The organism is Paenibacillus sediminis (assembly GCF_017873765.1).
GTDB lineage: Bacteria > Bacillota > Bacilli > Paenibacillales > Paenibacillaceae > Paenibacillus_AG > Paenibacillus_AG sediminis.
This window is the reverse complement of sequence record NZ_JAGGKP010000010.1, coordinates 57,970-71,092: the sequence shown is the minus strand read 5'-3', so window position 1 is coordinate 71,092 and position 13,123 is coordinate 57,970. Positions and strand designations below refer to the sequence as shown.

Annotated in this window: 11 protein-coding genes; 3 read left to right on the top strand and 8 right to left on the bottom strand. The window is 43.2% G+C overall.

The window, feature by feature from the left end; genetic code table 11:
• Positions 1-407 precede the first annotated feature (407 nt).
• Together J2Z20_RS14905 and J2Z20_RS14900 are read right to left on the bottom strand one after the other, a co-directional pair.
• Positions 408-1,616 carry a tyrosine-type recombinase/integrase gene (locus J2Z20_RS14905; RefSeq protein ID WP_245252416.1) on the bottom strand — a complete coding sequence of 403 codons (1,209 nt, stop codon included), beginning with the start codon at positions 1,614-1,616 and terminating at the stop codon, positions 408-410.
• 143 nt (positions 1,617-1,759) lie between these two features.
• On the bottom strand, positions 1,760-2,428 hold the full coding sequence (locus J2Z20_RS14900; protein WP_209852023.1) for a CBS domain-containing protein: 669 nt from the start codon (positions 2,426-2,428) through the stop codon (positions 1,760-1,762).
• A gap of 208 nt (positions 2,429-2,636) precedes the next feature.
• Between J2Z20_RS14900 and fsa the strand changes: the two genes are divergently transcribed.
• From fsa to J2Z20_RS14885, 3 genes are all read left to right on the top strand, one after another.
• The gene (gene fsa / locus J2Z20_RS14895) at positions 2,637-3,284 is read left to right on the top strand and encodes a fructose-6-phosphate aldolase (protein WP_209852009.1); all 648 of its coding nucleotides are present in this window, start codon (positions 2,637-2,639) and stop codon (positions 3,282-3,284) included.
• A gap of 190 nt (positions 3,285-3,474) precedes the next feature.
• The gene (locus tag J2Z20_RS14890; protein ID WP_209852039.1) at positions 3,475-3,921 is read left to right on the top strand and encodes a MarR family winged helix-turn-helix transcriptional regulator; all 447 of its coding nucleotides are present in this window, start codon (positions 3,475-3,477) and stop codon (positions 3,919-3,921) included.
• Between the two features lie 11 nt (positions 3,922-3,932).
• A complete protein-coding gene (locus J2Z20_RS14885) occupies positions 3,933-4,301 on the top strand; it encodes an MFS transporter (protein WP_209852006.1) in 369 nt (122 codons plus the stop codon).
• Positions 4,302-4,358: 57 nt separating this feature from the next.
• On the opposite strand, the gene J2Z20_RS14880 is transcribed toward J2Z20_RS14885, so the two are convergent.
• The 6 genes from J2Z20_RS14880 to J2Z20_RS14855 all read right to left on the bottom strand — a co-directional run bounded on the left by J2Z20_RS14880 (position 4,359) and on the right by J2Z20_RS14855 (position 12,973).
• A complete protein-coding gene (locus J2Z20_RS14880; RefSeq protein ID WP_209852003.1) occupies positions 4,359-4,796 on the bottom strand; it encodes an Hsp20/alpha crystallin family protein in 438 nt (145 codons plus the stop codon).
• Between the two features lie 44 nt (positions 4,797-4,840).
• Positions 4,841-6,100, bottom strand: a complete 1,260-nt coding sequence (gene bcbE / locus J2Z20_RS14875) for a bacillibactin exporter BcbE (RefSeq protein WP_209852001.1) — start codon at positions 6,098-6,100, stop codon at positions 4,841-4,843.
• Between the two features lie 124 nt (positions 6,101-6,224).
• The gene (gene ade, locus J2Z20_RS14870; RefSeq protein ID WP_342454321.1) at positions 6,225-8,054 is read right to left on the bottom strand and encodes an adenine deaminase; all 1,830 of its coding nucleotides are present in this window, start codon (positions 8,052-8,054) and stop codon (positions 6,225-6,227) included.
• Between the two features lie 191 nt (positions 8,055-8,245).
• Positions 8,246-10,600 carry an RNA polymerase recycling motor HelD gene (gene helD, locus J2Z20_RS14865; protein ID WP_209851999.1) on the bottom strand — a complete coding sequence of 785 codons (2,355 nt, stop codon included), beginning with the start codon at positions 10,598-10,600 and terminating at the stop codon, positions 8,246-8,248.
• 256 nt (positions 10,601-10,856) lie between these two features.
• A complete protein-coding gene (locus J2Z20_RS14860) occupies positions 10,857-11,855 on the bottom strand; it encodes an aldo/keto reductase (protein WP_209851997.1) in 999 nt (332 codons plus the stop codon).
• Between the two features lie 53 nt (positions 11,856-11,908).
• Positions 11,909-12,973: an FUSC family protein gene (locus J2Z20_RS14855; protein WP_209851995.1), complete on the bottom strand. Its 1,065-nt coding sequence runs from the start codon at positions 12,971-12,973 to the stop codon at positions 11,909-11,911.
• Between the last annotated feature and the right edge of the window lie 150 nt (positions 12,974-13,123).

Sequence of the window (13,123 nt, the reverse complement as noted above, 5' to 3'; positions counted from 1 at the left end):
GCGGCTGCCACTGGTAAGCCGGCCAAGTAATTTTGTAAATCTTCGATTTACGAAGTTGCTTGGGTTCTGGATTCTCAGCCTTTATTTTGTATAACACCTCTTCTACGAACATATTCGCTAAATGTGAGTAATTCTCCTGCATTTGCGTGTGGTTTCGGGAATATCGGCAAAAGAGGGGGGATTTGCGAAGTGGGTTATTATTTGTATCATGGTCTGCAGCAGCAACTTTAACAGGTGCAGTGTCTATGGCATGTAAATGGACAAGCAACTGTATTAGTCATACTATCCATCTACACTACCCCCTAGCACATCCTACATAGTACGCCATACTACATTTCACATACCACCCCACTCAGGGCAAACTGGCCGAACAATAACCCCCTTTCACTCCTCTCTCTACACCCTACCTACTCCTCCCGCTTCATGGATTGCAGAAAGCGATCTAGCGGACTTTGGATTTGGCTTATGTTTTTGGTGCTGACATGGGTGTAGATTTCGGTGGTGCGGCTACTTTTGTGGCCGAGGAGTTCTTGGATGTAGCGCAGGTCTGTGCCTCCTTCAAGCAAATGGGTTGCGAAAGAATGGCGCAGCGCATGAATGCTTACTTTTTTCTGTACTCCGGACAGCACCAACGCTCGCTCGAACACTTTTTGTACAGTGCGCTCGGACAGGTGATGATTTCGCTCGGCACCTGGGAAGAGATAGTCATACGGATGCTCTGTAAGCATGTAGCTCTTAATCATTTCTATTGTAGCATCAGAGAGCAGGGAGTAGCGGTCCTTTTTGCCCTTTCCTTGCCTAATATGTATTGTTTTCCGATCGACATCTAAATCGGCGAGCCGAAGGCGCACAACTTCACTAACCCTTAGCCCTGCGGAATAGGTTACATATAGAAGAGCGCGGTGCTTTATGTTCTGGGCTGAACGAATAATTTGAATGACTTCACTGAGTGAGAGGACATTTGGAAGTCGTTTCTGACGCTTCATTCGTGGGACGGTAAATTTAAGCGACGGCTTACCGTAAATCTTTTGCAAATAAAATTGAAGTGCACTATATGCTTGGTTCATGTAAGCTTCGGAACTGTTTTGCTGAAGAAGAAAAAGCAGATATGCTCTAACGTCCTCATGCCCCATCTCGGAGGGATTCTTTGTCGTCATCTGAATAAAGCGCCGAGCATGACCTACATATGCTTTGATCGTTTTACGGCTGTAGCCGTGCAGCTTCAAGGATTCAACAAGTTGAGTCTCTTCACGTTCAGTCCATTTCTGCTTGTGAACTTCATGAGATAAAGTTTCGGCAACAACTGAGGGCTCGTGCGAATGTAACCGAGGACGATTTGTAGCAGATTGACCTGAAGATAACATCAAGCTCCGCTCCATCACAGCATTAATCCATCCAAATTTTACTCTTAGTCCCGGATGAACTTGAATCTCTGCATCCCGAAATAACGCTAGCAGCATCTCGAAGGACTCCTCCGTTAACGGTACAGTCCACACCTTGGCCACAGCATCCCACTTTCTGCCTGCTAATCCTCGAATACGCTCGATCCACTCTTCCTTATAAGTCATTTGAATCCCAATTCGTTCTTCAGACCACGGAATAATTCGAATGTACATATGCAATACCCCTTCTTTTTACTATCCTGTAAAATAAAAAAGACAGAGCAATCGTCCATTAGGACGCGCGCTGTCTTCGATGCTTTCGAAGCATTATACTTTGTATTACAAAAAAATTGTTATGGGTTTCTCGGTTTATGTTTTTAATGTTCCGCCGTTAATTCGAGCAATACGACAAGCAAATTCGTTTTTGTCACTCGGCCAATGACCTCGTATGGATTTTCTTCAGACCGCTCGTTTTTGTTCCAAGAAGTTTGGATTACTGGCAAGCAGCTAATTTGACGATCAAGCATTTTTTGGGTGGCAGAGAGGATGGACTCGTCTTCAGTTACAGCAAGTGTCTGAGCTCTGCGGGTCATTACCATGGTGACCGGAATATCATTTAAATTGTTTTGTCCAAGTGTAATTTTGAGCAGATCTTTGTGGGATACTATTCCTGTAAAAAAACCTGCGTCATTTACGACCATCAGAGTACCTGTGTTTTCCTTGAATAGAGCAACCATTGCATCATAGGCGGATGCAGACTCCGATATGATAATCGGTTCACTGTATATATCCTTAACCTTCAGTTGCTTCAGTCTAGTCTCCACATGACCGGTTAACTTCAAGGCTTTTCCTAAAAAATAACCAACTTTCGGTTTTGCATCAAGTACACCTAACATAACAAGAATGGAAAGATCAGAACGAATGGTGGGACGGCTGAGTCCGAGCATTTCAGCGATTTGTTCGCCTGTAACAGGCTCATGATGTCTAACGAGTTCAACAATTTCAGTTTGACGTTGAGACAGCTGTATGACAATTCCCTCCCTCATTCATAAAATAAGCACAACAATCTCATAATAATGTATATCTGTCAGTTTATATTCCAATGTTGCGGTTAGAATGTCAAGTCATTCGTTTATGGAAGTAATTTCTTTTCCAAATAAATCACAATATTTATTGCGTCATAATTAAATATGTGGTACATACTATTATGGGAGTTTAAAACTAAAGATATATGATTAAAGGAGGAACCATCTCATGAAATTTTTCTTGGATACAGGTAACGTTGAAGAAATTAAACGGATTGTACGCCTTGGTCTCGTTGACGGGGTAACTACTAATCCTTCTCTTATTGCAAAAGAAGGCCGTGATTTTAAAGAAGTAATTAAAGAAATCACAAGCATTGTCGATGGACCAGTAAGTGCAGAAGTAATCAGCACTAAAGGCGAAGAAATGCTTAAAGAAGCAGAAGAAATCGTAAAATGGGCTCCCAACGTTGTAATTAAATTGCCAATGACTGAAGACGGTCTATATGCTTGTCATGAGCTTACTAAGAGAGGCATCAAAACAAACGTAACATTGATCTTCACAGCTGCACAAGGTCTTATGGCTGCTAAAGCTGGTGCTACATACATCAGCCCATTCGTGGGACGTCTTGACGACATCGGTGTAGAAGGTATGAAATTAATCAGAGACCTAAGAACAATCATCGATAACTACAATATGCCTACTGAAATTATCGTAGCAAGCGTTCGTAGCATTGCTCATGTGGAACAAGCTGCAATTGCAGGTGGCCACATCGCTACAATCCCTGGTTCTCTCGTTCCAACACTTTGGAAACACCCGCTTACTGATAACGGTATTGCTCGTTTCCTTAAAGACTGGGAAAGTGTTCCTAAAAAATAATCATTTAATTCGTACTGCGAGTTAAATTCTTTAAAAGAGTGGTTGCATTTATGCTTCCGCTCTTTTTTTGTTTTCATTTATATTCTGAAAATCGATTGTATTCTGAAAATTTCAAGAAAATAATTGACGAAACTAAATTGTTGTACATATAATTGTTAAGACAACTTTTTTTTAAAAGGAGGATACCTCTCTGTCTCGTTTTAGCTCACCTGAACAATCCTTTGGTTTTCGGTACGGGAATACTTTTCGGAGAGTAACATCTCAATTTGCCAGTAGACTTAAACCGTATGATATTACCCCTGAGCAGTGGTCCGTTCTTTACTGCGCCTATAAGCATGAAGGAATTAATCAGAGAGAATTATCGGAGCTTGCCGGTAAGGACCAACCTACGACAACCCGAATTTTGGACCTGCTGCATAAGAAGGGCTGGATCGAGAGGCAAGATGACCCTGCAGACCGACGAGCATATCTCATTCATGTGACTCCATCTGCGAAAGAGCTTATAGAACAGACCATTCCGATAGAAGTTCAATATAATGATGAGCTGCTGCAAGGAGTTACCGATGAGCAGCTTGCCGTTTTAGATCAAATTATGAATCAAATTAAGCACAATTTAGACAACATGAAACTACAATAGGAGATGTTAGGATGGAAGAACCACAAGATAACCGATTATGGACCAAAGAATTTATCATGCTAACCATTTGTAATTTATTATTATTTCTGAATTTGCAAATGATCATATCTCCGCTTCCAGCTTATGTGAAAGAAACATTTCACGCGGATAACTTGACAGTCAGTCTGTTTACGACGTTATTTGCACTGTCAGCGATTGCAGCTCGTCTCTATTCAGCTAAAGCGTTGGAAAAAGGAAAACGAAATCTCATTCTATTCCTAGGACTCTTTTTGTCTTCGCTGTTCTTAGCCGTGTTCATAGCTGTCTATGTCATTGCAATGATGAAGAAATCAGCTTCAAATCGATCAGAGAACATCTCGGACCAAAAAGTGTATAATTAATAAATTAAGCAAAAAACAAGCCTTGTACGAATTGGACAAGGCTTGTTTTCGATATTTTCAATGAAAATCTACATCAATTCGTCTTCTGGTACCAGCTTGGTCCTTCGGCATACGAACTTCGAGAATTCCATTTTTGTAGCTTGCCTTCACACCTTCTCTTTTCACCTGAGCCGGCAAATGTATTGAACGTGAGAAACGACCCGTAAACCGCTCTCTGCGGTGCATTTGATCTTCCTTCACCTCGTTCGTACGGTTAATAACCCCTGCAATCGTCAGCATATCCCCTTCGATCTCAATGTGAACGTCTTCCTTTTTCTCAAGTCCAGGAATTTCACATGATGCAACGACTTCCTGATCGGTCTCATACACATCAATACGATGCGCCCCGAAACGTTCGCCTACAGCGAGGCTTGGCGGGAAGTTATCGAAGAAACGATCAAAATCTCTTCTCCAATGATCTAAACTGCGAAAAGGTTCATAAGGAATAAGCGCCATCACTATACCTCCAATTTGTGTTGTCATTACCGCTAATAGTATGCTCAATCATCCGAATGAGCATGCTTAATCGTCATACCATGGGCATGAACCTCAGACTTCTCTTCATTGTTCTGCGGACGTATCGCAAATAATGTAATGACCGCTCCTGCGGCACTAACAACAGCTAACGTAGTAAATAGTATCCAGTGATGATTTTTCATGAGCAGCGAGGCGACAGGCGGTCCGGCAGATAATCCGATAAACCGCATGCCGCTATATAATGATGAAATCGTTCCCCGCTGTTCTTTTGAAATTCCCTCTGTAATCAGCGCATCAAGACAAGGCAGTATAATCCCTAGCCCGATCCCGCTAATGACAAATAATCCAATCATCAAATATATATTGTACAGAAACCCTGCACCGAATAAAGACACAGCGGACATCGCCATTCCGGTGAATCCGATCCACTTCATAAGCTTTTTGTTTTTACCGATTTTTTTACCCGTAAAATAAGAAGCGAGACAAAGCATCCCGAGCGGGATTGCTAATACAAGCCCTTTTACTACACCGTGGATATTATAGCGATCTTCCAGTTCATTAGACAAAAACACTTGCACGCCAAAAATAAGGAACATGCCGATGCAGCCAATCGCGAAAATGGCATAGAGCCACCTGCCCTTTTCCTTAAAAATATCAACAATGGAGTGCAAAAAACGTTTTAATGATGGAGCCTCTTTTTGTTGCTTAGGTACCTTTACGAAAAAAATGACAAGCATTAGAGAGATCAGGCACAGTACGGGAATAGCCATAAACGGCAAGTACCAGAGCAGAGATCCTAACAAAGCTCCAACAATCGGACTTAGCACTTTGCCGAATGTATTGGATGTCTCGATGATCCCTAAGCTCTTGCTGACTTCCTTTTCATCCTTGAACATATCTCCGACAAGCGGAATGACGATCGGGAAAGCCCCCGCTGCTCCAATACCTTGAAGTAATCTTCCGCCAAGAATAATCCAGTAAAGCGAGCTGCCTCCGCTGCCGAGCCAAGCCGCTCCCCCTGCTAAAGCTCCTCCAGCACCAGCGATAATTAAACTTGGAATAATAACCACTTTACGGCCAAATTTGTCCGACAAATATCCAGCAACCGGTACGAGAAAAATAGCAACGACACCATACACTGTAATGAACAAACTAACTTGAAGCGAAGTAATGCCAAGCTCATGTGTGATTTGCGGTAAAATGGGAATCAGCATCGAGTTGCCTAAAGTCATGATGAGCGGAATAAAGGCAAGTGCGACGAGATCCCATTTTTTCTTTTGCATAACAAAGACCACCTTTAAGCCGTGTTTTCATTTTCATCACATGACGCTATTATTCCCATAAAGCCAAAAAGGACAGCATCCGAAATGGGCTGTCCTTTTTGGCGTTTATTATAATTTATTCCTGTTATACGAATAAAGGCACCTGTTTAATTCCATCCGGCGAAATGCTGACAAGACCTTTATCCGATAATCTAAGCTCAGGGATTACGACGAGCGCTAAGAGCGATAAAGTCATAAATGCGTTATTGAGTTTGCATCCTGCATCGTAGAGCGCTTGACTGATTGCACTGGACTGTTTGGCTACGGTCTCAAAAGGCTCGGCAGACATCAAGCCAGCAATTCGCAGCGGGAATGGTGTTGTCTCATCTTCCGTGACCACGGCAACACCGCCTTGCATCGATACGACGACTTGAGACGCTTTGGCCATGAGTGCATCATCGTTCCCAATAATGACTAAGTTATGACTATCGTGAGCAACAGTCATGGCAATGGCAGCTGGCTTATGAAAGCCAATGTCCGAGACGAGTCCAACCGCATAGTTGCCCGTTCCTTTATGTCTTTCAAATACAGCAATTTTGCTTAGACCGCTATGCACATCAATCCGAACTTCATGACCTGATACCGGTACAGATACTATTTTTTCTTTCGTTTCTGCATGATTTTCAATCACTTGGATGGCACGAGCAGATACTGTCCCTTCGGGAATCGGCGCTTTGATGACAAAATCCTGTTCTGTAATTTCGCGGTTCAAATGTACCGTTTCGCGAGCTTCTAGAGGGTATTCGTAGTCTTGCCAATTTGCAACCATTTGTCCATTCTCCGCTACTACTTTACCTGCGGCGATTGTCATTTGGACATTTACATCCGCTAGATTACCTTCCAGCAAAATGATGTCAGCACAAGATCCGGGCGTAATCGATCCGATATCGCGGGCAACACCGAAACGTTCAGCAGTATTGATTGTAGCCATTTGGAATGCCGTTACAGGCTTCACACCTTGAGCAATCGCATGACGAACGACAAAGTTAATGTGACCTTCCTTGAGCAGCGATTCAGAGCTGCGGTCATCGGTAACGAGCATCATGCGCCGAGTATCAAGTCCCAGCTCCGTGTGCGCTTTAATCGTCTCTGCTACATCGTGCCAAGCTGAGCCTTGCCGCATGTTCGCGTACATGCCGAGGCGAATGCGCTCTACGACATCTTCCTTCGTTACACATTCATGATCTCCAGTCACACCAGCAGCTGCATATACAGGAAGACGCCAATCGTCAGCAGGCCAAGTGAAGTGTCCATCCACTATTTTGCCGGCACGCAGCGTCTCCTGAATTTCCCCAATCATTTTAGCATCACCATATACAACACCCGGGAAGTTCATCACTTCTCCAAGACCGATGACATCATTTCCCCATTTCAACGCCTCAGCTACCTCCTCAGGGCCAAACGATGCTCCCGTCGTCTCCAAATCCGGATTCGTTGACGGGACACATGAGGCTACTTGCATATAAGCAGCTAAAGGCGTTGTCCGTGCTTCTTCTACCATATAGCGCAGTCCTGGCAGACCGAGTACGTTAGATATTTCATGAGGATCGAAAAATCCACCCGTCGTACCAAGCGGCAGCACCGCTTTTGCAAATTGAGTAACAGTCAACTGAGTGCTCTCGATGTGACAGTGACCATCCAGCAGTCCCGGCGCCATATATTTACCCTTCGCGTCAATAATGGTTGTATGTTCGCCAATCGTATGACTGACATCTTTCCCTACGTATGCAATTCTTGAACCTTGAATAGCAATCGACATATTTGGAATCAGTTCACCTGAAATGACATTCACTAAAGTTCCACCTGCAATAACAAGCGTAGCCGGCTTATCCCCTCTTGCTGTTGCCACCAATTCTGGAACACATTCAGCCAAAGCGGGGCGATTAAACGAATTGTATTTATTCTCTGTTGCCACGGTTTCCCCTCCATTATCGAAACTGTAAAAATGTATATTGTTAAGTATTATAAACATATGTAATGTACGTGTAAATAAATATATCTTAATCAATTAAATCCCTGAAAATTGCGTTACAGAATATGACATTAATGTTGGATATACAGAAAAAAGGGATCTAGCTAATAGCTAGACCCCTAATATGAACCTTTTTACAACAAGCTATATTCGTATGTTTCTGAATCACATCCAGCAATGAACGGACTCACTTCTCCTAAAGAATAGACATGCAGTAAATGCATCGCCCGAGTACAAGCGGTATAGAACAGCTTCCGCTCGCTTTCTAACGCATATTGCTTCTTCGAACCGTCATAAATGAGCACAGCATCAAACTCAACACCTTTCGCTAAGTACGCAGGAATGATATGCACCCCTTTTTCAAAAGCGAGCGTCGTCTTCTTAATCAACTTTGAAGCAACATGAGACTTAAGCGCTTCGTGCACTCTGGCGCTCTCACTTGCTGTTTTACAGATCACCGCAATCGTCTCATAGCCATCCTTGCGTAGTATATCAATATCTGCAATCAACTGACGATTCAGCCGATGCCGATCATTAATTTCAATCACTTTAGGGAGTTCACCGCTTCGGTTAAAAGGAACAATCTGCTCTCCGCCTGGTATCATCCCCCGAGTAAACTGTACAATTTCCCGAGTAGAGCGGTAGCTTCGTGTAAGTACAATCCGCTCCGTCTGTTCAGGGTCGTACAAATTCATCAGAACATCTGTATTTTGTAATACAGACGCATGTGCGTAAATAGCCTGATTGAAATCTCCGAGCGCGGTCATGCGTGCTCTTGGGAACATTCTCTTCATGAACGACAGCTGGAACGGCGAATAATCTTGTGCTTCGTCAATGAATACATGACGAATCGTCGTATTCGTACGGAAGCCTTGAATATGTTCCTTCAAATAAAGGAAAGGTGTTACATCTTCGTAGTTCAGTTCGTTTTGTCTAAGTTTATCTAACGTTTGCTTGCATATTTCATCCCAATACTCAGGGCGATTCACATTTTTGGTTACTTTAGCGAATAACAGCTCATCTTGAAATAACTGACCGTATAAATACTTGTAATCGACAAAACGCAGTGACTTCACCCATTTACGTAGCGGCTTCAGACGTTCGCTAACGATCATCCGTGCCAAAATTTCCTTCTCTTGCTCGAAATCGTCGAATGTAACTCCTCTATCTTTCTGCTTGCGGCGAAGCCTAGTATATGCTCGTTGGTAGTCTTCTGGTTCGAGCAAATTAATCGCTTCTTCTACCCAAGGTTCATCCCACTGCGCTTTACCGTACGCTGCAATCTCTTTGAGCAGCCATTCACGGACCAGCTCCAGACGATTTGGCATCGTAATTGCATGGTCGTAGCTATAGAACATTTCTTTAATCTTCTCCGCTGACACGACTTCTTCACCTTGAAAACGAACCGGTCTGAACATCATCCCTTCAGCGGCAAGCAGTTCTTTATATGCATTAATCACGTTCAAATAATCAAGAGAGGATTTATAGCGAATCGAACTGATTCTAGCTGCATAACCAGGATCACTCGTCTTTGACAGCACATACTCGATTTGCTCAAACGGATCTTCCAGTTGAAATTCCCGGCCTAGCCTATGCTCTAAATATTCTTGTAAGGTCGTCTGCAGCATATTCTCTTCTCCGAGCTCCGGCAGAACGGTGGAGACATAGCTGTTGAACATCGGATTTGGAGAAAATAGTACGACTTGATCTGCCTGTAGATGTCCGCGGTATTTGTACAATAAGTAAGCAACACGCTGCAGCGCTGCCGATGTCTTCCCGCTTCCCGCTGCACCTTGTACAATGAGCATCCGGCTCTTGTCATTACGAATAATTTGATTTTGTTCCTTCTGAATGGTAGCCACTATGCTCTTCATTTGAGCATCGGAGCTGCGGCTCAGCACTTCTTGAAGCAGTTCATCACCAATCGTCACACCAGTATCGAACATGTATCTAATGATTGCATCACGAATGACAAACTGTCTCTTTAACGACATCGACCCGCTGATATCACCGCTTGGCGTTTCATACGAAGCAGGACCCGGTGTACTGTCATAATATAAATTCGAGATCGGTGCCCGCCAATCATAAATGAGGAACGTTTCGTTATCATCATCTAAAAATGACGCGATGCCGAGATAAATCTGCTCGCTCTTCGTCTCACCATCTTCCTTGAAATCAATTCGTCCAAAATAAGGCGAATTGACAAGACGCTTAAGTTTCCCAAGCGCTACTGAAGAGTGAAGATGTCTTCGTTCCCGTTCAGACAAAATTTCAGATTGTTGGCGCAAGCTTGTTGATGTCTCGCCCACATCGTCAGCCTCACTGAAATTGACCGTAACTTCATCCCAGAAATCTTTACGCATCGTTACCACTTCACCGCGGACCGAACCTACATCTTGCTCTAGCCTCTTTATTCTTCTGCTAATTTTGCCCGTTACTTCATCCACGCGCTGCTGTTCTTCGCGCCATTCATTATCCACTGTACTCATGTCATCGCCTCTTAAAATTTATATTTGACTTTCCAAATAGTCTTTGTTATAATATAGTAGTAATATTATGTTTAAAATCTCTCCGATTTACATAGAGAAACCAAACCATATTGTATCAAGGCCGGCTTCGGAAATCAACCTCGAGCTTTTTTATTTTCTAGTCACTTATATATACTTATGAATGTTTATTCATTTCAGTATAAAAGGCTGAGCGCTACCTAGCGCCCAGCCTTTACTTTTTTTACAGCACTTCACTTTATGATTGAATAGAAAATTTCACAACTTTTTTAGAAGTATCATCCAGCTCACGCAGCTCGTTATCCAGCAGCTTAAAGTGCATTGCACCGACGTTCTCTACTGCGTGTTTTACTTTCGATGCTCCAGGGATCGCAACTACTGTATCACCATGAAAATGAATTAACCAGTTCAGCGCAATTTGACTTGCAGTACGCTCATATTTCTGCGCTAGACGCTGCAGGGCATCGATGAGCGGCTTCGATTTCTCGAGCCCCCGCCTACTGAATCCAGGCTGAAACCTGCGCACTCCCTGAATTAAGCTTCTGTCTGCATGAAATTTACCAGTTAGGAGGCCCTGCTCCAGCGGGGAGAAGGCAATAATCGTCATTCCGAGCTCTTTAGCAGCATCCAGTACACCATTCTGCTCAATTCTGCGGTCATAGATGCTGTATTTGACTTGGTTCGAAACAAGCTCTATTCCATAGTCCTTCAAAGCAGCATGAGCTTTGCGCATTTGCTCCTCTGAATAATTGCTCACGCCAGCATATCGAATTTTACCTGCACGAATCAATTGAGCCATGGCTTTCATTTCTTGATGAATAGCTGACAATGAGAACGGCTGATGAATTTGATACAAGTCGATCGTTCTTCCTCCAAGCGCAGCAATTCGTTCATCAATCGTATCCACTAGCGATGAAGCTGAACGTAACGCTGGCCACCATTTCGTAGCAATGTATACCTGCTCGGTATTCACGCCCTCTGCTTCAAGCGTTTTTAACGCCCGGTCGAGTGCTCGTTCAGATTCACCTTTGCCATATACTTCAGCTGTATCCAGCCAATTGATGCCGCCTTCGATGCTTGTCTTAACAATCGCTGTAATGTCTTCATCAGACAGAACCGGCCAGTATCTCCCTACAACTCCCCTCCCCTTACTAAATTGCCAACAGCCAAGGCCAAGGGGGGATATTTGCAAAGAAGATGAACCGAGCGGCCTTAATTCCACTTTGCGCACCGTCATCTACCTCTCTCCAATAGAAAATGTGTACGCTGTCTTACTTCTATAAAATGAGCTTAGTTTCCTCTAAACCTCGAGAGCCAAGATTTAGATTCTTGTCTTTCTTCCTCTAGCTTATGATAATGGTCTAGCAGACGGTTAAGTCTTTCCAGTTGATATCCGTAGTCATAAATCGCAGCAGCAACGATCGACTGCCTCAAAGCGTATTCCTTATGCTCTATATACCGCTCGATGACATCTTTCATGAACTGCTCATTATCTAGCTCCTGCCACTGTGATTCACTGCTCATCGGCTTCAATTTCTGATCAAACTTAAGAAAAATAATTTCGTGAAACTTGCTTAATTTTTCTATATGCTGATCAAAATAATGGTCCTTCGCTTCCGAGCGTCCTCCCTGAAAATAATGCTCCTCCACGGCATCCAGCACTTCAAGCCCCTTATGAAGGGTGTTCAACATCTGCTTATAGACGACCAAATGCCGGCTTTGGCTTAACTTCGGGCGTCTTAATTTGCGCTGCTCTTCCTCCATCAGCTTATATTTATCCGAAAGTGAACTGATGGAATCCTCTAACATCCGTCTCTCCTCCCGAAAGACGTTCTCCTTCATCTCGTCAGAAATGGCAGTACGTAATAATAAAGACAGGTGGGTGAATACACTTTGAATTTGCCCAACAAACTGAACCTTAGGCTTTGGCGGGAACAATAAAATATTGATGAGAAACGCTGACACAATGCCAATTAAACTTAAAGAAAAACGAGTTAACGCAAATTGCCACTGTCCCGAAGCTTCCATAACCCCAAGAACGGTAACGAGTGTAAGGCCAATATTTTCTTCCATTTTAAGACTTAAACAAACCATAATGACGATAATACATACGAGTCCAACAGCAATCGGCTCATTTGAGAATACCATTCCTCCAAGTAACGCAAGAACAGCACCAAGCGTATTCGTCTGAATTTGATCAATAAAATAACGCCATGATCGGTAGATTGAAGGCTGCATCGCAAAAATAGCTGCAACGCCGGCAATGACTGGGGACGGTAAATCCAGCCATTCGCTAATGTAAAGAGCTAAAGTAACCGCGATCCCTGTTTTTAGCATCCTTGCACCAAATGTCACGGTTTATCCTCCTTTGGATGCACAATCTAGACATATATATTAGAACGAAATAGGCTTTGAATGCAAATACATCCTGTCCTTAATATATCAAATGTGCTAACTTTGTATGACTTAAGGAACTTTTAAGCAAAAATTTATGAACATTTAAGT